Source organism: Idiomarina sp. Sol25 (assembly GCF_033052775.1).
Classification (GTDB): domain Bacteria; phylum Pseudomonadota; class Gammaproteobacteria; order Enterobacterales; family Alteromonadaceae; genus Idiomarina.
Genome location: NZ_JAUPEW010000003.1, coordinates 245,930 through 268,535 on the forward strand (window position 1 = coordinate 245,930; position 22,606 = coordinate 268,535).

The 22,606-nt window shown below is 49.3% G+C and carries 16 protein-coding genes; 5 read left to right on the top strand and 11 right to left on the bottom strand.

Annotated features, from left to right (window positions below; all coding sequences use genetic code 11):
* Positions 1 to 84 precede the first annotated feature (84 nt).
* From Q5L94_RS07110 to Q5L94_RS07140, 7 genes are all read right to left on the bottom strand, one after another.
* Entirely contained in the window at positions 85 to 858 is a 774-nt protein-coding gene (locus Q5L94_RS07110) for a substrate-binding periplasmic protein (RefSeq protein WP_317497751.1), read from the bottom strand.
* Positions 859 to 952: 94 nt separating this feature from the next.
* Positions 953 to 2,005, bottom strand: a complete 1,053-nt coding sequence (locus Q5L94_RS07115) for an alpha/beta hydrolase (protein ID WP_317497752.1) — start codon at positions 2,003 to 2,005, stop codon at positions 953 to 955.
* A gap of 203 nt (positions 2,006 to 2,208) precedes the next feature.
* The gene (locus tag Q5L94_RS07120; protein ID WP_317497753.1) at positions 2,209 to 3,063 is read right to left on the bottom strand and encodes an HNH endonuclease; all 855 of its coding nucleotides are present in this window, start codon (positions 3,061 to 3,063) and stop codon (positions 2,209 to 2,211) included.
* Positions 3,064 to 3,106: 43 nt separating this feature from the next.
* Positions 3,107 to 5,029 (bottom strand): exodeoxyribonuclease V subunit alpha, encoded by a 1,923-nt coding sequence (gene recD, locus Q5L94_RS07125; protein ID WP_317497754.1) that lies wholly within the window; start codon positions 5,027 to 5,029, stop codon positions 3,107 to 3,109.
* A complete protein-coding gene (recB, locus tag Q5L94_RS07130; RefSeq protein ID WP_317497755.1) occupies positions 5,026 to 8,724 on the bottom strand; it encodes an exodeoxyribonuclease V subunit beta in 3,699 nt (1,232 codons plus the stop codon). Before recB ends, recD begins: the two co-directional genes overlap by 4 nt.
* Positions 8,721 to 12,188 carry an exodeoxyribonuclease V subunit gamma gene (gene recC, locus Q5L94_RS07135; protein WP_317497756.1) on the bottom strand — a complete coding sequence of 1,156 codons (3,468 nt, stop codon included), beginning with the start codon at positions 12,186 to 12,188 and terminating at the stop codon, positions 8,721 to 8,723. Before recC ends, recB begins: the two co-directional genes overlap by 4 nt.
* A gap of 90 nt (positions 12,189 to 12,278) precedes the next feature.
* Complete coding sequence (locus Q5L94_RS07140) at positions 12,279 to 13,175, bottom strand: glycosyltransferase (RefSeq protein ID WP_317497757.1); 897 nt, start codon at positions 13,173 to 13,175, stop codon at positions 12,279 to 12,281.
* A gap of 182 nt (positions 13,176 to 13,357) precedes the next feature.
* On the opposite strand from Q5L94_RS07140, the gene Q5L94_RS07145 reads away from it, so the two are divergent.
* On the top strand, positions 13,358 to 13,972 hold the full coding sequence (locus Q5L94_RS07145; protein WP_317497758.1) for a LysE family translocator: 615 nt from the start codon (positions 13,358 to 13,360) through the stop codon (positions 13,970 to 13,972).
* A gap of 86 nt (positions 13,973 to 14,058) precedes the next feature.
* A complete protein-coding gene (locus tag Q5L94_RS07150; RefSeq protein ID WP_317497759.1) occupies positions 14,059 to 15,168 on the top strand; it encodes a sensor domain-containing diguanylate cyclase in 1,110 nt (369 codons plus the stop codon).
* Here the strand turns inward: Q5L94_RS07150 and Q5L94_RS07155 are convergent.
* Both Q5L94_RS07155 and Q5L94_RS07160 read right to left on the bottom strand, forming a co-directional pair.
* Entirely contained in the window at positions 15,165 to 16,031 is an 867-nt protein-coding gene (locus Q5L94_RS07155; RefSeq protein ID WP_317497760.1) for a hypothetical protein, read from the bottom strand. The two genes, Q5L94_RS07150 and Q5L94_RS07155, sit on opposite strands and share 4 nt — an antisense overlap.
* A gap of 15 nt (positions 16,032 to 16,046) precedes the next feature.
* Positions 16,047 to 17,918: a DUF885 domain-containing protein gene (locus Q5L94_RS07160; protein WP_317497761.1), complete on the bottom strand. Its 1,872-nt coding sequence runs from the start codon at positions 17,916 to 17,918 to the stop codon at positions 16,047 to 16,049.
* Positions 17,919 to 18,012: 94 nt separating this feature from the next.
* Between Q5L94_RS07160 and Q5L94_RS07165 the strand changes: the two genes are divergently transcribed.
* Together Q5L94_RS07165 and Q5L94_RS07170 are read left to right on the top strand one after the other, a co-directional pair.
* Positions 18,013 to 18,264 carry a hypothetical protein gene (locus Q5L94_RS07165; protein WP_011235762.1) on the top strand — a complete coding sequence of 84 codons (252 nt, stop codon included), beginning with the start codon at positions 18,013 to 18,015 and terminating at the stop codon, positions 18,262 to 18,264.
* Positions 18,265 to 18,271: 7 nt separating this feature from the next.
* Positions 18,272 to 19,378, top strand: a complete 1,107-nt coding sequence (locus Q5L94_RS07170; RefSeq protein ID WP_317497762.1) for a threonine aldolase family protein — start codon at positions 18,272 to 18,274, stop codon at positions 19,376 to 19,378.
* A 2-nt stretch (positions 19,379 to 19,380) separates the two neighbouring features.
* On the opposite strand, the gene Q5L94_RS07175 is transcribed toward Q5L94_RS07170, so the two are convergent.
* Positions 19,381 to 19,821 carry a DUF6746 family protein gene (locus Q5L94_RS07175; RefSeq protein ID WP_317497763.1) on the bottom strand — a complete coding sequence of 147 codons (441 nt, stop codon included), beginning with the start codon at positions 19,819 to 19,821 and terminating at the stop codon, positions 19,381 to 19,383.
* Between the two features lie 117 nt (positions 19,822 to 19,938).
* On the opposite strand from Q5L94_RS07175, the gene Q5L94_RS07180 reads away from it, so the two are divergent.
* A complete protein-coding gene (locus tag Q5L94_RS07180) occupies positions 19,939 to 21,771 on the top strand; it encodes an ABC transporter ATP-binding protein (RefSeq protein WP_317497764.1) in 1,833 nt (610 codons plus the stop codon).
* Here Q5L94_RS07180 and Q5L94_RS07185 read toward each other — a convergent pair.
* Positions 21,768 to 22,592 (bottom strand): mechanosensitive ion channel family protein, encoded by an 825-nt coding sequence (locus Q5L94_RS07185; protein WP_317497765.1) that lies wholly within the window; start codon positions 22,590 to 22,592, stop codon positions 21,768 to 21,770. The genes Q5L94_RS07180 and Q5L94_RS07185 overlap by 4 nt on opposite strands.
* Positions 22,593 to 22,606: the final 14 nt, after the last annotated feature.

Below are 22,606 nucleotides of genomic sequence, written 5' to 3' on the forward strand. Positions count from 1 at the left end.
ATTTAACGCCAATCGACCCGCAACTCCCACGCCAATAATGAGAGTGTAAAAATATCTGTGTAAATGGCGGTTTGTACTCCTTAATCAGTCTTTTTCTGTATAGTCTTTTAATAAAGCCTGTAACTTGCCGGTTTTGCGCATTTCAGCGAAGTGTGAGTCGAGCAGAAATTTGATTTTCTCCGACTCCGGATGTTCACGAGAAATCATCATATAAAATTTTTCGACGTCGTTATTCGGTATTGCGACTGCACTCATATCGTCCGCTAAATAATCAATACCTTTTGAAATCTTAAAACCGGCCAGAATTTCATAACGCGCCAAAAAAACATCGCAACGCCCAGCCTTTGTTTTTTTTACAAGTTGGTTATAGCTTGTCGCTGTTTTCGTTACCTGACTGTCGTTAACACCAAACCCTTCATAGTGATAACCTAATAAGCCACACATCCGAAGCTGATTTAAGTCATCGGCTGACGCAATATTCAAACCATCCGGGTATTTTACAGTGGAATATATATAGCTGGGTTGCAAGGTGTAGTAATAATCGGTGAGCAAAAAGTCACGGTCCCGTTGCTTACTGTAAGACGCGCTCAACGCGATATCATAGTGGCCCGATTGGGTTTTAAAAACACAACGTTTCCATGGCGGCAGCTCTGCGATTACATCAATATTTTTACCACTAAAAATTGCCCTAAGAACGTCAACATCATACCCTTGAATCTCGCCGTCTTTTTTAAAGGTATATGGTGGCCAACCGGAGCCATCGCCACAAACTTTCAACGACGATGTTTGTACAGCTGCAGAAGGTTTAATTACTGCCAAGCCTAAAACAAAAATCCCTACCAAAAAACCATTATTCATAACAAAATAGCAACAAAGGGTTAAACATTAACTATTGCTTATGATAGAAAAAATGCAAATCTAATTAACTTTTTTAAAGCTACAACAGCTTAGCCTAATGAGTTTTCAAATCACTATTCTGCGCTTCAATTTCACTAATGTACTTTGACTGATGCTCGTGTGCGAACTGCACGGCTTTATTCGAGGCCTTTAACGCACTTTCGTTGTTGTCATTCATTGAATAAACCGTTGCCAGGCTGTCCCATAAAATCTCGGACTGGCCGAATACCTCAACGCCTTTCTCCAGAATGGCCTGTCCCCAGTCAACTTGGCCTTCATAAGCGGCCTTTAAGCCATACACGTTGTATTGGTGAACCGACATAGGAAAGTCGTAACCCACCGCTTTTTTATAATCAGCGTAGAATGCCTGCAACTGCTCCAGCGACTTAATCTCAATGTTAGGTACCGCATTAAATCCACGAAAAACGGATTTAAGCCCCTCGACATTGCCGATTAGTGGCGTGCTGTCATGGGTTTCGCTGGGGAACTGCTTTGCTTCCCAGTCAAAAGCCGATTCCGGCTTCGCTTCCAGCACGTTCAATAAACGCTCATAGCTCTCGGCCATTTCATTGGGCTCATTCGCCATACTGACAAACCAACGTACCGCCGGTTTTTCTGCCTCTTGCTCTGCCACTTTTATGTCTTTTATAAGCGCAAAGTCATCCCACCAAAAGCTTGGACTAACCGATATTGCAGCGTTGATAAAATCCGAATGATGAGTCGCCAGATAACCGGTGTAGAGCCCCGACAGCGAGTGCCCGGTAACCACCGTATAAGGCGACACTCTGAACTTTTTCTGCAACGCTGGCATCAGCTCATCTCGCAAAAACTGGGTGTACTGCTCTGCACCGCCAGAGCGGTCAGCGTAGGCCTCCATTTTGGTGTGAGTAAAGCGCTTTAAGCGGTTCTTAGCACTGACCCCAACAACAATCATTTCCGGCACAATAGAAAACGTACTTAAAAAATTAACGTTGCCCGCTATGTGCTCAAACTGCGTTGAACCGTCCATAACCAGCAGCACCGGATACTGGAAACTGTCTGAATGCTCATAGCTTTCCGGTAAAGCAACCCGCGCCGTTATCCCTTCATCAAGGAGCTTAGATTCCATAGTGAAGATTTCGGACGCGTGCACGCTGGCAGCGGTGAATAGAACAAAAAGACAGACGAATGAATGGGTTAAGCTTTTAAAGGAAAGGGCCATGAGATCAGTAAGTTACTGGGTAGTGAGGGTATATTAGAACTATTTGGGGGCGGGGGCAATTGGGGAGCGGAGATGTAGATGTGCTACCTAAGCCTCTTAGTTATTCCCTTCTAATAACTACGAGTCTGCTTAAAAATCGTGTCCCTATGGTATTCGAGATAATCATTGGTTCTTACAGGAAGTTCTCGCAGCTCCATAGCGGTATCAATTCCTAACTTCTGATATTCCCAAGGAGACAATTGATTAGAAAGAACAATTTTTCTGTTCTGTCGAAATGTAACTATCCCCTCATCAAACAATCGGTCTAATGCAGGAGTAAGAAGTAAACCATTATATGCATCTAGCCGCTCACCGTCTGAGCTCTTCGACCATGGCTTAATATGAGATGCTAGCAACACTTCCTTTTTCCCAACTCCCGTTACCGCGCACGACTTCCACTTTTTCATCAACTGTCGTCTAAAGTGTCGCTGACCTACCCGAGCATCGATTATCGTTTCTCGTGTAGTATCTAAAGGTGAGCCATAGAGTTCAATTAAAGACTCTTTTAACTCCTTTTCATCAGATGACTCATATTGATTTATTAAAAATTGAAATTCACTCGGTTTATCTTCCTTTTCTTTGAACTGGATTAGAGTCAGCAGCCCCTTGTAAGTGAAAGCATCACGATGGTGATCTCGGTAAAACAAGTGAACTTCATCAGAGTTTACGTGAACATTCGCTATTCTACTGTCATTTGCGTGCCCTTTTTCTCCTTCCCAGTAAAGCACATCGCCTAATATATGATCATCATAAGGTGTCGAGTCGTCACGCTTATTGTGGGTCACAAACAGAATAATAATATTCGCATTAGCCGGCGTGAAAACGCCTCTAGCTATAGCTTGTGGCCCACCGAGCCCCCATATATCAGCTAACTGAGGCCGCGTGTAGGCTTTATTAATCCCAATATTTTTGAAAGAAATAGGCAACGGCACTAACCTTAGAGTTTGTACGAAATATCTTACCTAGAAATTAGCATGCTTTATTGTTTAGTCCTAATGCAAACCTACCCACCAAACTCAACCGCTCCTTAGCCCGAGTAATCCCGGTATACAGCAGTTCTTTGCTTAGCACAGGACTGTCGTGATCAGGCAGTACCATCACGGTGTGTTTGAATTCGGAGCCCTGAGACTTATGTACGGTCATAGCGTACACGGTTTCTATGTGGGTGAGGCGGCTGGGCAGTACCCAGCGCACGCCTTTATTTTCAGACTTGTTGACCTGGTCGGGAAAGGCGACGCGCAGGTGCCCGTGTTCGGGGTCTTTAAAGGTTAGGCCAATGTCGCCGTTGTTCAGCTTCAGTCCGTAGTCGTTTTTGGTGACCATAACGGGCCGGCCTTCGTACCAGGTGTTGGCGTTTACGCCGAGTATGTCGCCGACTTTTTGGTTAACGGCTTTTACGCCCCAGGGCCCTTCGCGCAGGGCGGTCAGGATTTGAAAGTTGCTTAGGTTTTGCAGGGCTTCTTGGGCGATATCGTTGATGTTGTTGGCATCGGTTGTTTTATCGGCATCGTTCCTGACGTGTAACGTCAGGCTACCCCTGATAAGAGCTTCAAATGCTGGGTCGTCTAGGCTGCTGACTTCATACAGGCTAACCGGGTAGTCTTCATCGGCGTTTTTGGATTTTTCGAGTTCCTTTTTTGTTGCGGCGTTGTCTTGTCGATTAATGGCGTTGGCCAAGTCGGCGATAGGGCCTTTAAAGCGATAACTTTTGCGGAATTTCACCACGTGTTGTAGGCGTTGCTCGCCGTTGTCGTCTAATAAGTCGCCTGGGAACTCGGGTGTATCGGCGACTTGCTGCAGCCACCGAGCGGTTTCTGTGTGGTAGCGGCCTTGGTCCGCGCCTTCACACAAATTGCCTAGCACGGCGCCGGCTTCTACGGAGGCAAGCTGGTCTTTATCGCCAATGAGCACCAAGCGCGCATTTTTGGGTGTGGCTTTTAGCAGCGCGGTCATCATTTCAATGTCTATCATTGAGGCCTCGTCGACTATCACCACGTCCGTGCGCAGTGGGTTGTCGGCGTGGTGTTTAAAGGCGCGCGAGTTCGGTTTTACACCCAGTAACCGGTGCAGGGTTTTACCTTCAGGTTTTATGGAATCTAAGGCGTCTTTTAAGGTGGCGAGCTTTGCATCACCCCGCAGCCTATTCAGCTCGCTTTCTATGGACTCGGTGAGTCGAGCGGCGGCCTTACCGGTAGGTGCTGCCAGCGATACGCGCAGCGGCGGTAGGCCGAGGAATAAAGTCTGATGCTGCAACGCAGTTAGCAAGCGCACTACGGTGTAGGTTTTACCGGTGCCAGGCCCGCCGGTTATGACGCTAAAGCGGTTTCGCACGGTATTAGCGCAGGCCACGCGCTGCCAGTTAATGTCGTCCGTCTTTTCATCCCCAGCTTGAGCAAACAACTTAGCCAGCGTGCTTTTCAGCAAGTCGTCATTCGTTACTGGCCGGTCGCTCATGCGCGCCTGTAAGTCACTCTCTATAAAGGCTTCGTATTGCCAGTAACGACGCAAATACAGTTTGCTGCCACTAAACACCAATGGCTGATTGCCTTTTCCGTCGGCATCTACGCAATGGCTTTGGCTTAATGCGGCTTCAACATCGGCACCAAATTGACGGAGCAACTCGCTGGGGTTAAAGCAGTTCGGTGAATAGCGGTTCTCGGGTGGTAAGTTTAGTACAGTTTCAGGTTCATTCTGCAGCGCATTTATGTCAATGCTGGTATGCCCGCGCCCGGCTTCGTGCGAGGCACACAGGGCTGCCAGTAATACCTCACTGCGCGTTTCTCCGGCTTGCTGCAAAAACTCGACAAAGGCCAGGTCTATAGAGCGTATCCAACCGGCATCGCGCCAGTCACGCAGGGCTTCAAATAAGGTGTTTGAGGTTACTTCTGTCATACCGACTCCTTATCTGAAAAGTCCCTACCCGCAAATAGCGCGTCCAACTGCTCTATCAGTTCCCTTGGCGGCCGGTCGCAGAACGCACCACCGGTTTCCGCCCGGTGGCCCCGCAAGAACAGATACACGGCACCGCCTACATGGGTGTCATAGTCGTAGTCGCTGCCCAAGCGCGCTTTTAACAAACGATGCAGTGCCAGCGTGTAAATGACGTATTGCAGGTCATAACGGCTGTGCAAAATTTTCTCGCGCATGGCCTGCTCGGTGTAGGCGTGGTCGTCTTCGCCCAGCCAGTTGGATTTATAATCCGCCACGTAATATTTGCCGTTATGCTCAAACACCAAGTCGATAAAGCCTTTCAGCATACCGTTCAGCACATTAGGTTCCAGTGCCGGGCGTTCATGCCCAGGCAGAATGTGTTCGCGAACCAGAGCATCCAGCCTTTGTGCGTTAACTTCACTGGCACCGAACCAGAATTCCGGCTCGGCTTTGTATTGCTCCAGAGTGCTTAAGCTAATGCGGTCACCACTGTCGTTAATGGGGAATTCATTGTGTAAATAGGCGTCCAGCCAATGCTCCAGGCTGTTTTGATGTTCCTGCCAATAAGGGCTGACACAAAAAACCTGTACCAGCTCAGTACGCTCGGCGGCGTCACTCGCGATTTGCGCAAAGCCGATATTGGCGGACTCTTCCAGCAAGTTATGCAAAAACGTACCCGGCCCCGCGCCTTTGGGTAAATGATGAATACTGTCCGGGCTTGGCTCGGCGGCACTGGCGACTTCTGCGTCATCGTCGCGCTCGTCCAACAGATTCATTTCGTCGGGCGACTGCGGTGCCTGCACGCTTTTTGTCACAGCGCCTTCATACTTCAGCGCGCTGTAACTGGCTACCCACCAGCGTTCCAGCTTACGGTCTGTAGGCATGTTGCGCGGTGTGAGTTTGGGCCTTGTTTGCTCCTGCTCCAGCGCACGGACTAAAGGCTCATCGTTTTCCAATCGCGTTAACTGCGTGTATGGCGTCTGCTGCCAACGTTCGCTGACTTCGTTGTACAGCTCATCGGTTAATGACTCGCCGCCGTTCAGCAGATAAAACAGCGGGTTGTTGCGATGCTCTTTAACCGCTTCCAGCGCAATAAAGGTCGCGTATTGCGCGCGGGTAACGGCCACGTACATTTTGCGTAAGTCTTCGGCGAGGATCTCATTACTCAAACGCTGTTTGTTGTCGTCATCTTTTGACCACAATACTTGTAGCTCGCCGTTTTCATCGTGGTACACCGCCGGCGGTTTTATCCGGTAGGCTTCTGCCTGGGTGTACGCCACAAAGGGCATGAACACCAACGGGTACTGCAGGCCTTTTGACTTGTGAATGGTGATAATTTTTATTAGTTCGTCGTCGCTTTCTAAGCGCAGTTGCTGCTCGTCACTCTGAGTGCGGCTGTTACTGCCAAAGCCATGTCGTTCGTTCACTTGCTCGGCAAAATGGTTCACCAGTGCCGGAATGCCATCCAGTACCAGACTCTGCTGTTGCAGCAGCTCGGCAATATGCAGCACGTCGGAAAGCTGGCGTTCGCCGTGAATACGATCTTCCAGCAGCTTGGCCGGCACCTGATGGTCGTGCAGCAGGCTGTGCAACATGGCCAGCACACCCTGTCGCTGCCACTGGTCGTGATAACTTAAAAACTGCTCCACCCGCTGTTCCCACTCGCGTTCGTGGCTGTGAATATGTTCCAGCTCACTCAGCGGCAGGCCAAGCAACTGCGTGGCTAAAGCACTGCGTATCAGCGACGGGTCTCGCGGTTCGGCGCAGGCACTTACCAGCGCCAGCAAATCCTTCGCTACGCGCTGCGCAAATACCGATTCCCGGTCCGATAAATAAACGCTTTTCAGTCCGCGGTCGCTCAGCGCCTTTTTAATGGCGTTGGCTTCGTTAAAGTTGTTCACCAGCACCGCAATGTCACTGGTTTTTACGCGTTGTTCGAGTTTATCGTCTTCATTGTAATACCCCGCCTGCGGGTCATTAAGCAGGGAGGCAATCAAGTTAGCGTGATGGTTCGCGGCAGCGCGGAAGAACCTGTCTTTATTACGTTTTTCTTCGCCGGATACTGACCACAAGAGCGCCGGTGCGGTTTTTAAATTGCTGGATAACAGGCAATGTTTGAAGGTTCGCTTAAGCCCGTTTGCACCGACCGGGTTAAAGGGCAGTTGGTTTTCCTCTTCGGTTTTAAACAGAAAAGCACCGCGCGGCAGCTCTTCGGCGCGCTCAAACAGGGCATTAACGCCGTCCACCATAGCCTGCGACGAACGGAAGTTTCGTGCCAGATTATAATGCCGGCCTTCGGTATCGCGCCGGGCTTTTAAATAGGTGTAAATATCGGCGTTACGGAAGCTGTAAATGGCCTGCTTGGGGTCACCAATCAAGAAAATTCCGGTGCCAGGATGCGGCTCCGCCAGGTTATAAATGCGGTTAAAAATCTCGTACTGAACCGGGTCGGTGTCCTGAAATTCGTCTACCATAGCTACCGGATATTGCTTTCTAATAGCGGCAGCTAAGGCTTCACCGCTCGGGCCTTTCAGTGCGTCACGCAGGCGGGTGAGCATGTCGTCGTGCCCCATTTCGGCCCGCTGGTTTTGCAGTTCAGCAAAGCGGCTGCTCACCCAGTAGGCGGCGTGTTGTTTTACTTTCGCCAGCTCTTCCTGCTGCTGCACCTTGCTGCGCTTAATGCGATCCTGCAGCTCGCCTAACACCGCCCAGCTGGTGGGCATACCGCCGAGCTTGGCATCGGCGAACTTCTGTAACTCATCGGTGCTTATATTCTTCCAGTTAGCCGCGGTGGCTTCGGGCTCAACTAAGTCAGGATTGCCGCACCAGTCCGCAAATTTCTGAAACTGCTTAAGTTTGGTTGCTGCACCCTTAGCTTGCGAGGTTTTATCAACCAGTTGCTGCACAATAGGCGCAATTTCTTGCTTTATCTCAGCCACTCGCTGTTGATGCGCGCTTTCAGCTTCTTTCAGCAGGCTATGCAAGTCACCGTCGACTGGCGCCTGCCCGCTTTTGCTCAAGCTATAAGTGAGCCCTAACAAGGCTTCGGGTGATTTAAAATCTTCCAGCAATCGGGCACTAAGCTCGGCATCCGCCGGGTAAATAAAACGCCGGAAGTAGTCTTCGGCCGCTTGCAAGCGCAGCTCTTCGTTGTCGGTTTCAACGTCCTGACTGAACAAACTGCCGCTGGCAAAAGCGTGTTCTTTCAGCATCGACTGGCACCAACCGTGGATGGTTTTCACCGCCGCTTCGTCCATGGACTGCGAGGCTAAATCTAACAGTCGCGCCAGATGCATCAGGTTTTGCCCCTGTGCCGCGCAGTCTTCGCGCAGACTGGCTAAGAAGGGGTCGCCTTCTACGGCTTCCGGGTCACGGAAGTAGGCGGCGGCTTCCGCCAACCGCGCGCGAATACGATCGCTCAGCTCTTCAGTGGCGGCTTTGGTAAAGGTCATGACCAGAATGTTTTTCGGCACCAGTTCGCGCTCAAACCCGGTTTCTTCCGCACCATTATGCGAGCCATGGCCAATCACCAAACGCGCATAAAGCGCAGCAATGGTGTAGGTTTTACCGGTACCCGCACTGGCCTCAATGAGTCGGCTGCTGTTCAACGGAAAGTCGAGCGGGTTCTCTAACGTATGAGAAGGCAAATGACTCATGATTTATCCTCCGGCACGAGAGTTAAGCGCATGGGGTCATAGAGTTCGTCCATAAAACGGCGGAAGTGCTTTGATGCCTGAATGGCTTCGTAACTCTCGGCAACGCGCCCGCAATAATCGCTTTTGGTGACCAGCGCCGGGTCTTGAAACCCTTCTTCTTCGTATTTCTGCCGCGCCGCTTCGTGCGCCAGCGTTTCATCATGCTCGTTCTTGTCCATTGCACTTAGCCAGGCCATGCCCACATCCAGATGCATAGGTTGAGGCTGCCTCGCTGATAAAGCCACCAGCTCCAGTATTTGTTCCAGTTGTTGTACCGCAAGCTCAGCCTGCACTGGTGCCACCTGCAACTGACACCCGCCTTTGGACACAATTAAAAGCCGTGTCGGCTTTTGTAAATTCAGCAACAACAACCCTATATAATAGGCACTGGCGTGCTTCCAGCCGCCACTGTTTATACCTTTACCGTTTTTAGCCGCAATATTGCTGGCAGAGGTAACAACCCACAGACGCTCGCCGTTCTCATTGCTGTGAAGCCCGGTTACTGTGTCATCAATAGTCAGGCCGCTGTGCTCAAAAAACACCTCGACCGGAAACTCATTCACACCCGAATAACCGGCAATGCTCTGCTGATAGGTTTCCAGTATCTCCTGCGACTGCTCCAACAACTGAAACCCGTTTTGCTCGGCTATTGCGCCAATACCTAAAGCCCCTTCGCGCTTTATGCGGTTCAGCTCTTTTAGTAGCGAGGCTTCAATGCCAGCCCCTCCCAACAGCGCGCGCTTGCCCGTATCCACCAGCCGCGTGGTCAGCGACCAGCTTTGCAGGTTATCCATGACAAAGGCTTCGCTGTCGTCCAGGTCTTCGCTGTTGCGGCTAAAATAGGTATCCAGTCGCCAGTTAAAGTACAGCCGTGCGGGCTCTTCAATAAAGCGTTTAATGTCGTTAATGCTCAGAGTGCGTTCCAGTTCGTCGTCCGTGGCAGTCGCCGAGCCCGTGCTGCTAGTAGAAGCCACAGCGCCCTGGTGCGCCTGTGCCCATTCACTGGCATAGGTAAAGTAGTCCGGGTCTTCCTGATTAAAATAATACGGGTTAAACGGCTGTAATTTGTGTTCAACGGTCAGGCTGTTGATATCCGCGTTCCAGCCTTGCTGCAGGTGGTCACGCAATTGCGCCACCAGCACCGACGGTGTGCGTTCGCTGTTATCTTTGGCGCTGTAACCTACCCAGCTTAGGTAAAAGCAGTCACGGGCTGAGAGCATGGCTTCCAGGAATAAATAGCGGTCATCGTCACGACGCGAACGGTCACCGGGGCGGTAACGGTCGGTCATTAAATCAAAGTCGACACGCGGTGTTGAACGTGGGTAATCACTTTCGTTCATACCCAGCACACACAAGTATTTAAACGGAATGGCCCGCATGGGCATTAAGGTGGCAAAGTTCACCGCCCCAGCCAAAAAGCGTTGGTTCAGGTTCTGCTGATCGACGCGCTCCAGCCAGGCGTCTTTAAATATGGGCAGGCGCAGTTGTGATTCGTTATCCGCTTCTACGCAAATGTCCCGCAGTTGATACAGCTCGTCACCCAGCTTGGCTAACAGTAAGCGATCACTGTCTTCTTCGGCCTCGAAAAACTCTTCCAGTAACCACTCGCCCTGAGTGACCCACTCCGGCAAGGTGTGTTCACCTTGCGCCTGCTGCTGCCATTTTTCCAGCGTGCGCACCACGTCTGCCAGGCAGCCCACCAGTGCGGCACTTAGCCCAGCCACTTCAGTATAGGGTTCTACGTTAGCCCAAGGCGAATCGTTTTCTAAACCAACTTCTGCCAAATCGCCCATGGCGTAACCGGCTATCATGCGTTTTAAGCCGAACCACCAGCTGTTGGTTTCTTCCGCTTCCGGCATATAAAACTGGCCGCGTTGCTCAGCATTTAGCCCCCAACGTGCCCCGGCTTCTTTTACCCAACGCTTCAACTGCGGCAGGTCATCGTCACTCATATCAAAGCGTTGCTGCACCGCCGGTACCGACAGTAAGTTGAATAAGTCAGTCTGGGTAAAACGCAGTTGATCAACTTGCAGCAATAGTTCCAGCGCTATCATTAACGGCCGCTGATGGCGCTCACCCTGGTCGGCAATGGTATAAGGAATGGCACGCGAGTCACGTTCGCCAAAGCGGTTGTGGTAGCGGCCAAATACCGCGTCAATGTATGGCGCGTAGGTGTTGACGTCGGGCAGCATCACCATAATGTCGCGCGGTTTTAGTTCCGGGTCTTTTGCAAAGGCATCCAGTAGCTGGTCGTGCAGCACTTCCAGTTCCCGTTGCGGGCTGTGGCAGACATGAAACTGTAATGACTTATCCGCAGCATTAGGCGCTGGCCAAAGCTCGCGGGTTTCCTGTACCGGTCGCAGGTTTAAAATGTCGTCCTGCAGCTGAGCCAATAAATGGTTGGTGTTATGCGGCTCAAACAGCTCCAGCTTAATGGTGTTAAACGCTTCCTGTTTGGCCAGGGTTTCGTCGTATAAATCCAGCAGGCGAATGTAGTCCCGCCCCTGCTTACCCCAGGACGCCAGCAACGGATGCGCCAGCTGATGCAGTTCGTCGTCGTTCGGGTCGTCGGGCAGCTCGGGTTTGTGTTTTAACCGCGAAGAGGCCTTTACCGCCTGCCGCAAGGCTTCTTTACCATCGACAATATCCGCCCAGTGGTATTGCGACGGGTTATGCACACACAACAGAATTTGGGTGTAGCCTTTTATGGCATCCAGCACCTGCAGCATTTGCTGCGGCAGCGAGGAAATACCAAACACCACCACCCGTGGCGGCAAGCCTGCAGGACGTTCAGTTAACGCCTTTGCCGTATCAATAAAGCGTTGATGCAGCTCGGCCCGGTTATTCCAGTAGTCATCTATGCCAATGTCGTTACTGACTGCGCGCCACAATTCCGGCTGCCACAACTGTTCGGCTTCAACGGGCTGTTCCTGCTCCAACACATCCTGACCACGCACCCAGTTATCCAGCCAGTCGGCACGATACACCGCGTACTGATCAAACAAGTCAGCCAGTCGGCCACTCAACTGATACAGCTTGCGGCCGTCGTTGTCGTCGGAGGTGTAGTGCTTAAGCGGCGCAAAGTGTGGGTTGTGCTCAATTAGCCCGGGCAACAAGCGCATTAATCGCCAGGTTAAGCGGTCTTTATCAAAAGGAGAGGTTTTGGGAATGTCGTTGCCGAGCACCGAGCGATAGGCTTTCCACTGAAACCGTGCCGGCAGGGTGACATCTATCATGGCAGCAATGCCGCTGGCCTGGGCTAAGTTAATTTTCAGCCACTGGGCAATACCGTTACTCTGCACCAACACAGTTTCCTGCTCCAGCGGCGCCAGCGGGTAGTTTTGGGTGAATGTAACCGCCACATCGGTTAAGTCTTCCAGCCGATGTCCATGCGCGACAATAAAGCCGGGGGTCAATTCACTCACTCGCTGCTCTCCCTGTAGGGTTACTGTAAGACATCCATCCTAATCAATAGGGAATTATCTTACTAGTTATAGAGCAACTTATCGATGCGCTTATTTGGTCAGTAACTTGTCTTTGGCCTGACGGTTGGCCTTGCGCATTTCGGAAAAGGCCGAGTCTTTTTTGTAACGGCCTTTTTCTACATGGCGGATAATGGATACGTCTTCTATATCCAGCGGCTTTCCGTGCGTGCCCAGTAACCAGCGAAACGCTCTGTCTTCGTAGGCTTTAGCCCAATGGTCTTTCGGCTCCTGATAACAACTTGTCTGTTCACAATAACCATAACGGCGGGCGGTATCACCGTGAGTAATTTGTACGGGGCCCGTTGCTTTACTGAAGGTGTGGTGGTTATAACCCGCTTTTTCCAGGCATTCATCTGCCGAAATTTCTTTGCCGTTACACAGAACGTCGTGCTCTTTGCTTAACAAAGCCGTACGCGCCACTTTTTCAGGGAACACCAAAATACAAGACTCTTTGCTTAGAGCTTTTTTCAGACTGGGAAAAGTATTCTCTCCAAACATCAAATCGCAGTCGGTAAACCAAATCCAGTCGGCTTTGGTTTCTTTCGCGGCTTTATTACGGCCAATAGCGCGTCGCATTAAATCGTTCTTGTTAAGCGCAACGAAGTTCCACTCGATATTATCAATTTTCTTACTGGCATATTCTTCAATTAAAGCAACGGTGTCTTTGTCTTCCGGACAGTAAAAACCGGTAAGAGTCACTTTCAAATCTTTCGGTGCGTTCTCAACCAACGACTTCAACTGGTACACGAATAAATGCGAATAATTCCAGCAATGACTGACTATTTCGATATGCTCTGGAGGACTGGTTATATCATCAATTTCTGTAGATTGGGGAACATCGTAAAACCAACTGGCAGGAAAAGGGCTGGAAACTGCAAATCGTAAAATGAATTCTTTACTCTGCTGTAGCCAATTTTGTGTCGCCATTAAGTTATTGCCCCATTTTCGTTTTTTAAAAAGAATGTGATATTTTCGACACAGGCTACAGAACATTAGTTCACTTTGTAACCTTTATATTATTAATGTAGCTTGAAATTGTTAAATTTTTATTATTAGCAATTAACTTTAACGTCGCTTCATATCCGCTAAGAAGTCAACAGGGCCTGCTAATGGAAATCTTTATCGCGGTATTTTTCTTTGCTTTCTCAACCACCATAACGCCGGGTCCTAATAACATTATGATCATGTCGTCGGGGGTAAACTACGGAGTTAAAGCCAGCCTGCCGCACTTCCTGGGCATTTGTTTTGGTTTTCCGGCGATGGTGCTGGTGGTTGGTATGGGCTTCGGTTCAGTATTAGAACAGTTTCCACTGCTACACCAACTGATAAAAGTTGCCGGTACACTTTATTTGCTATGGCTGGCCTGGGTTATTGGCTCACAAACACCAAAAACAATTGAAAAAGGCGACCGCAAACCCCTCACTTTCTGGCAGGCTGTGTTGTTTCAATGGGTTAACGGTAAAGCTTGGGTTATGGCGACTGGTGCAGTTGCGGCGTTTACTACCGTAGCTGGAACGCTTTGGTCCGAGGTAATAGAGATAACAGCCGCCTTTTTAACTGTAGCCTTCCCTTGTGTAGGAATTTGGCTCATTGCAGGCGCCGGACTGCGTCAATTGCTGACCAACCACACCGCACAAAGAATTTTTAATATTTCCATGGCCTTACTACTGGTCTTTTCTGTGCTTCCTGTCGTAGAGGATATATTGCAATTTTATTTTGTTTAAACCCTTATTGAGTTAACATAATAATAACAATGTAAACTAAACTCGTTAATGGTTACTTAAAAGTTAAAACAGCACAGGGGTGAGCTATGGATTTAAAATCTGAGCAAATATCTTTTGATCAGCTTATCTCTGAACTGTCGACCCGTCTTATTAACAGTGAGCCTGCCGAAACTTACGACTGCATAGAAGAAGTTATTGCTGCCATAGGTAACTATACCGAAGCGGATCGCTGTTACGTATTTGAGTTTGATGACCATATCGAGAATATGACCAACACTCACGAATGGATCAGGGACGGCAATAAAGCACATATCACCGAGTTACAGTCTGTAGCTTTACAAGACTTACCCTGGTTTTTTAAAGAAATTAAAGCACGCCACAAATTTATTGCTAACGATGTTGAACAGTTACCCGCGGAAGCAGCCGCTGAAAAAGCCGAATTTGACCGCGAAAAAATTCAATCCGTCATCTGTGTTGGTTTGGTAGCTAATCAGAATCTGCTAGGGTTTGTCGGTTGTGACATGGTGCGGCATAAACGTCACTGGGAGGCTGTTGACATACGACGCCTTGGTCTGGTCGCGGACATGATAGCAAATACCCTTGAGCGGCAACGCACCTACGCTGAACTCATTCATACCCAACGCCAACTAGAAAAGGCCAACCGACTTTTGCAGGCACAAGTTGCGCAAGACGGCTTAACCGGCATAGCTAACCGCCGCGCTTTCGATGAGCGTATTACTAACGAAATACAGCGAGCCTCGCGTCATAAAACACCATTAGCTTTGCTTATTATTGATATTGACCAGTTCAAACCATATAACGACCACTATGGGCATTTGCAGGGTGACCAAGCTCTGAAGTCTGTTGCTGACGCCATGTTTGATCAGTTACAGCGGAATACCGATTTTCTGGCACGTTATGGTGGCGAGGAGTTCGTTGCGGTTATTTCGGCTACCGATGAAGAAAAAACGAAAGAAAGTATGAACCAGCTGTTAGAAGCTGTACGGAAGTTGAAGATAAAACATAAGCCCTCGGAAGTTGAAGATTATCTAACCATAAGCATTGGGGGCTACATTCTTAAGCCCGGGGCCGATGAAAGCACCGAGGACTTAATTGCCTGCATGATATCTAAAGCAGACTCAGCGCTGTATCGCGCTAAGTCTGATGGTCGCAACCGGGGTTACTTAGACACTTAGTTCCAGCCGGACAGCTGTTTCTGAAGCTCTTTATCGTCAACCTTTTTCAGGTTGGCAATAACCTGCTGAGACTGCTCGTCATTGCCTTTCAGGGCAAGAAGTTGAGCTAACCGAAAGTTTGCCCAGTGGGCTTTTGGCGCGCTGTCCGGTAATTCAGCGTCCAAATATTGTTGCAGTGCCTCAATACCTTTATCCAGGTGTTCTTCCGCCAAAACAGAGGTTTTACCGAATTGGTATAAAGCCATTACAGGAGCTTCACCTTTTCGCGATTCACCCTCAGCCGCTTGTTCAAAAAAAGAGAACGCTTTTTCATAGTTCCCGTCTTTTTGTTCCTGAAAGCCAAGATAAACCAGAACGTCGGCGTTATTCGGATGCTCAGCTAAAATTTCATTCACTAGCGTCCGCGCCTGCTCGCCTTTTTCATGATGTTGCAGGTACTTAACTCGGGCAAATGCCCCTTCCACCGCATCGATTTCTCTCATCGCCTCAATTTGCGCTAATGCTTTTTCGTCATCACCACCGGCTATTGAAGGTGCCATCATATAAAACTGCAGTAACGCCGTGCGATATTCCAGCGAACCAGGCTCAAGCTCTACGGCTTTTTCGAAAGAGTCGACAGACTTTCCGGCATAACTGAGCGCACTGAAAAAAGAGTCCTGCGCCTGCTGGGCCATAACAACACCTCGTATATGCCAGGCTTCAGCATTCTCGGGCTCATTTTTAACCCAGTCTTCCACGGTATCTTCAGCGTCGTCCAACCGCTGTTCGGACAGATGATTTTGAATAATTTGCTTAGTTGACTCCCCGGCATAAGCGCCAGGGAGAAATAAAGCAGCAGTTAGTACTAATACTAGCCATTTCACGATAACTCTCCTTAGTTAGGCTTTTTCCTGTTCTTCTACCCATTGCTCAACACGACGCTCCAGAATGTGCAATGGCAGTGCGCCACCACCAAGAACGGTGTCATGGAAACCACGGATATCGAACTTGTCACCCAGAGCTTCTTTGGCTTCTTCGCGCAGTTCCAGAATGCGGATCATGCCAATTTTATAAGCGGTTGCCTGACCCGGCATAACCAGATAACGACGAACTTCTGAACGCACAGCCCCTTCAGCAATTGGGGTGTGCTCCTGGAAGTACTTAACCGCTTCTTCTTCAGTCCAGCCTTTAGCATGCATGCCGGTATCCACAACTAAGCGCACGGCACGCCAAATTTCCGTGGTTAAGCGGCCAAAGTCAGAGTAAGGGTCTTCATAGGCACCCATTTCCTTGGCTAACTGCTCTGAATATAAACCCCAGCCTTCGCTATAAACCGTAAAGCCAGCCTGAGTACGAAACTCCGGTACGGACTCCAGTTCCTGCGCAATGGAAATTTGCATGTGGTGACCCGGATTACCTTCATGATAAGCAATAGCTTCCATCTCATTTTTCGGCATCGAGCTCATATCGGACAAATGCGCATAGTAAATACCCGGACGATCACCATCAGGCGAACCGAGGTAATAGTGCTGGGCGGCGCCGTCTTGTTCGCGGAAGGGTTCAACGCGTTTTACTACCAAATCGGCTTGCGGCAAAATACCGAAATATTCCGGCAGCTTCTCATTAATGTAAGCCAGATATTCACGCGAATCTTCCAGATACATCTCTGCGCCTTCGTCGTTGTTCGGGTAGAAGAAGCGCTCATCAGTACGTATATAATCGAAAAAGTCCTGCAAACCGCCGTCAAATTCGACTTTCTCTTTAATAGCTATCATTTCATTAGTCAGACGCTCGACTTCACTCAGGCCAATCTCATGAATTTCATCGGCCGTTAAGTCGGTGGTCGTATAGTTGGCTAAACGGGCATTATAGTAAGCTTCGCCGTTTTCCAGACGATGCACGCCGGTTGCGATTTCGTCGGTGTTTTCAATGTCACTTTCCAAAAAGCTAATAAGCGCTTCGTAACTTGGCTGGAAACGTTCTAGTAGCACTTTACGCACTTCTTTTTCGTATTTGTCGGCCTGCTCAGCGGAGATCGCATCACTTTCCTGAAGAAAGCTAAGTTTGTTCTTAGCATCTTCGAGTAAACTTGAGTTGCCTTCTTCGTCAAACGGCGCGCCGGAGATCAGCCCTTTGGCTTCTTTAATAATTTGCTCGTACGCAAAACGCGGCGCTCGAACACCATTCTCTACTTGCTGTTCAGCACGCTGCAATAATTGCTCAATAGCCGTTGCCCCGCCTTCCAGACGGGAAATATAAGCTTCCATGTCTTCGGCATCATCAACCCGGTGAAAGTTAATTAAAAACTGCGGCAGGAAGGTGTGCGCACCACGCATTTGGTCAAAGACGTAGTCCATGCCGCGGAATTCAGCATTACGCTTGGCTTGTTCGTATTGATAAACCCAAACGTCGTAAGACGTCTGAGCTTCAAGGTTTAGCTTGTTGTAGTCAAAGTTCGCTTTCAGCTCTTCAACGGTTGCTTCCAGCCAATCTAACTGCTTTTTCTCTGCGGCTATGGTCATATCATCAATGTCGCCGTAGCGATCTTTACGGCCCAGGAAAGTCATTTGAATGGGGCTTTGCTGAAGTTGTTCTTCGTACTTTTCCTCAAACCACTGATTCAGACGTTCGGTTTCAGATTGCGAGCTTTGCTCAGTCTGTTTAGGTTGCTCAGCAGCCGTTTGAGAATTTTGGCCAGAATTGTTCTCTTGCGGTTGCCCACAAGCCGTTAATAAGCCCAAAACAGCCAGGGCGACAATGGAATAACGCATAGCAGTGTCCTTTATTCTTCTTTTGATACAGCAAGAAAAACTATAGCGTGCTTGTTACACTAATGGAAATGCTTAAATTATAACCGAAGAGTTTATGGCGAAACCGAACAAGAAAGGGCCGGTTCGCACCGTGCAGATTTCTTGTCTGCAGTGCAAAACACCCATATTTAAATATCGCAAAGGTGGCAAAGGCGCTTTGGTAAAATGCTTTATTGAGCGGATTGTTGAAGACCACACGACCACACCATGTCACTGCCCGGGATGTGGGCAGGAGTTTGCGCGCGAAACCATGATACGCGGCACCCCTGCTTACAAAATTATTGGCGGTAAAGTCCATTCAAAATAGGTGCAGCATGTCAGTTTCAATTAGTGAAAAAACCAAACAGGCATACCAACACGCCGTTGAACAGGCCAGCGCGTCGCTTTTGCGGCAACCGCAGAACTCAATGGCCGACGAACTGAGGCTGCTTGCGGAACAACTGCAACCGAATGAGAAAAAAGACGTTTATGGCAGCGGCTCGCTTATTAATGACTTTGAAGACGAAGTGGCGGAGTTATTAGGCAAACCCGCAGCGTTGTTTCTGCCAACCGGTACTCTGGCACAGCCTTTGGCCTTGCGCGTGCATGCCGATGAGCGCCAGCGCAACGGCGTGGCATTGCACCCAACCTCGCATTTAATGCTGCACGAAAAAATGGGCTTTGAAGCTTTATGGAAGCTCAACGGCACTACCACGGGTTTTGCCGATAACCCCATAACGCTTAACGACCTCAAGTCGGTGCAAACGGATGATTTAGCGAGCGTACTACTGGAATTGCCCATGCGCGAAATTGGCGGACAACTGCCCAATTGGGACGACTTAGTCATGCAGTCAGAGTGGGCCAGACAACACAATATTGCGATGCATCTGGACGGGGCGCGCCTATGGCAGGTGCCGAGAGCTTATGACTGTTCACTACCTGAGGTCTGTGAGTTATTTGACTCGGTTTATGTCAGCTTTTATAAAGATTTAGGCGGCATTTCAGGAGCCATTCTGGCAGGCTCAGAGAGCTTTATTGAGCAAGCGAAAATATGGGCTCGCCGTGCTGGCGGCAATATTATTACTCAATACCCCCAGGTGCTGTCTGCCCGCTACGGCCTAAAAGAAAACCTGCCAATTATGCCGGAAGCCGTAAATTACGCCCGCGCACTTGGAGAGGCGCTGAACACGCTAGATGGCGTACGGGTTAACCCAGAAATGCCGCAAGTAGCCATGTTTCATCTGCATTTTGCTTTAAAAGCCAATGAGCTCAGTGAAAAAATAACGGATTACGCCAGCAATACCGGAGTCGTATTATTACCCCTGCCAAGAGCTGAAATAAGCGATGAAGCCATTTGCGAGATTTCAATTGGCAGAAACGCCATGTCGCAACCACAAAGCTTTTGGCTGCGACACTTTAAGGCGTTTTTGAAAACATTCTAGGTTTAATGGTGTTTTTTGTGGTCGCCCATGTGGTGTTTGCGGTCCCCTTCATGGTGTTTGCGATGCCCACCCAAGATATGGTTCAGCGTGTCTAAGTAGCTCTTACCAAAGCCTTTAACGCGCTGTTTATTCATTTGCTCAGAGCCCAGATGAACTTCTTCCAGCGAGTTTGCTGCAACATTCAGCTCTTTACTTAAACGCGCTAGCGCCACTTCCAGTGTGTACGTCAGTTCATGAACTTTGGCCATGTCCTGAGAGGTTAAATCGCCATTCACGATTTCCTCTAGCTTCGCGTTATACTCGTTCAGGTTCATAATAGCCTGCTCCAGATTCTCGGCTGGCTCTGGTTTAAAATGTTGGTATTGCTGATCATCGTCGTCGGCCATTGCCGCTACGTTAAAAAGTAGTGCGGCGCCTGCGGCCATCATGGAAAAAAGCTTCATAAAAACCTCATTTGTTGTTAATAGTTATCATTATTGTCCATATGTCGGTTTTTTACAAGATGAACGGCGGTGAACCTGATACCCTTTAGCTTGATGTATCTCAAGGAGTGAAAAGCAATGTTTTCCTGGTTTGAGCGCCGATTAAACCCTTTTCCTACGGAGGAACCCACTCAGGCTCCTACCGGATTTTTTGCATTCTGCTGGCATTTCACTAAAGGGGCGACCCCTTTTATTGCACTAACCGCGCTACTTATGGCCGCTATTGCCATTGCCGAAGTCTGGTTATTTGGCTTTTTAGGGCAAATTGTTGACTGGCTGGCAGCGCAGGACAAAGAAACCTTATTAAACGATCAGTTTTGGCCATTGTTTGGAATGAGCATTCTGGTGTTAGTCGGTTTGCCCTTGCTGGTCTGGTTTCACTCCCTGCTGACTCACCAGACATTGCTGGGTAACTTCCCCATGCGCATTCGTTGGCTGGGTCACCGTTATTTGATGAAGCAGTCCATGAGTTACTATCAGGACGAGTTTGCCGGCCGGGTCGCCACCAAATTAATGCAGACTTCACTCGCACTGCGGCAGTGCATCATGACCTTTATTGAGGTTGTGAACTACGTCGCTGTCTACTTCCTTGGTATGTTTGTCATTATTGGTAGTGCCGACTGGCGTATGATGCTGCCACTGGCTTGCTGGCTCATTCTGTACGCTCTGTTGTTACGCTACTTTGTGCCTAAACTGGGTAAAATATCAGCCGAACAGGCTGACGCCCGCTCTAATATGACCGGGCGCATTGTCGACTCCTATACCAACATTCAAACCGTTAAGTTGTTCTCACACTCGCTGCGCGAGGCCGAGTTTGCGCACGAGGGCATGGACACTTTTCTGGGAACAGTGCATAAGCAAATGCGCCTGGTTACGCAGCTTTACGGTTTTCTCTACTTTATAAACTGCGCATTGTTGTTCAGCTCTGCCGCTACCGCCATTGTGTTGTGGATGGATAATGCTGTGACCTTAGGTGCTGTTGCAGTGGTTATCGGTCTGGTTCTGCGCTTATTTGGTATGTCGCAAATGGTTATGTGGCAAATGTCGACGCTGTTTGAAAGCATTGGTACCGTTCAGGACGGTATTGGCTCAATTGCTGTACCACAGCGCATTGTCGATGAACCCAATGCGCCCGCTTTAAACGTGACTTCCGGCGACATTAATTTTGACCACGTTCGCTTCCATTATGGCAAAGGTCATGGCGTTATGGATGACTTTAATTTGCACATTAAACCGGGCGAAAAAGTCGGTATTGTCGGACGCTCCGGGGCGGGAAAGTCCACGCTGGTGAATTTGTTATTACGCTTCTACGACGTTGAGGGCGGCGAAGTTCGTATTGATGATAAACCCATTCATAAAGTGCAGCAGGACAGTTTGCGCGCCAGCATTGGCATGGTGACTCAGGACACTTCTTTGCTGCACCGCTCAGTACGCGACAATATTTTGTACGGACGCCCCGACGCCAGTGAAGAGGACTTAATGAAGGCAATACGGCAGGCGCATTGCGAGGAGTTCATTGCGGACTTAAGTGACAGCAAAGGTCGTACCGGTCTGGATGCCCATGTCGGCGAACGCGGCGTGAAGCTTTCAGGTGGTCAGCGCCAGCGAATTGCTATTGCCCGTGTCATGTTAAAAGATGCGCCCATTCTGATTCTGGACGAAGCAACGTCAGCGCTGGATTCCGAAGTAGAAAACGCCATTCAGGAAAACCTGTATAAACTCATGCAGGGTAAAACAGTTATCGCTATTGCCCACCGCTTATCCACTATTGCTGCTATGGACAAACTAGTGGTAATGGATCAGGGGCAGATTATAGAGCAGGGCAGCCACGAACAGCTGCTTGCTCAGGATGGACTCTACGCCAAATTATGGCGCCACCAGTCCGGTGGCTTTTTAGCGGAAGAAGCTTAATGAGCTAGTTCGTACGCTTCGTCCGATTCAACCTTGGCGAAGCGTACGTCCAGTTCCATTAACCGTTTTTTGCCCCGGGCGGTCATGTCGGTAATAAACTGAAACTGTTGCCTGGGGTCAATTGGGTAGGCTTTTAAGCGATACTTTGTGCCCCAGGGTTGTTCTGCGGCGGTAACCGCTATTGGCTTACCGAGTTGCAGATAAGGGCTGGTCAGTGCCACTTCTTCCAGCGCGTCACGAATTTGATAGGCGTCGGCTTCCGGCTGCGTATAAAACTCAGCAATACACATTAAGCTGGGCCCGCCATTATTGGCATTATGAATTAAGTTATCCCAGAGCTTCAAATGTGGCACCCAAATAACGGTGTCATCATTAGTAACCAGTTCAACTGTTCGCATGCCAATATGGGTGACTTCGCCATAGCTGCCATCCACTTCTATCCAGTCGCCCGGACGGTAGGGCATTTCATGAATAGCTACCACGCCGGCTATTAAGCTGCTGACATAATCTTTTAACGCAAAACCTATTGCCAGACCCGCGGCACCTAGTGTCGCCACCATATTTTGTATAGTCGGCTCTATAACTCGGGGCATGATCATGACCAGTGCAATGACCAGAACCACTATACGGACCATTGGCACCATAGCCAAAATGTATAACCGCCTTTTGCCATGCAAATGTGCTGCAACCCAGGGCAAAACTCGTTGGGTGAGCCATACAGCAGCTAGTGCCACGGCAAAAATCAAAGCAATTTCAAAAATGGCAAAGCCGTCCAGTGTCTTAAATAGCCCGGCAACGTCTTTTAATGAATCGGTTTCCATTCCTTACCTCCTAA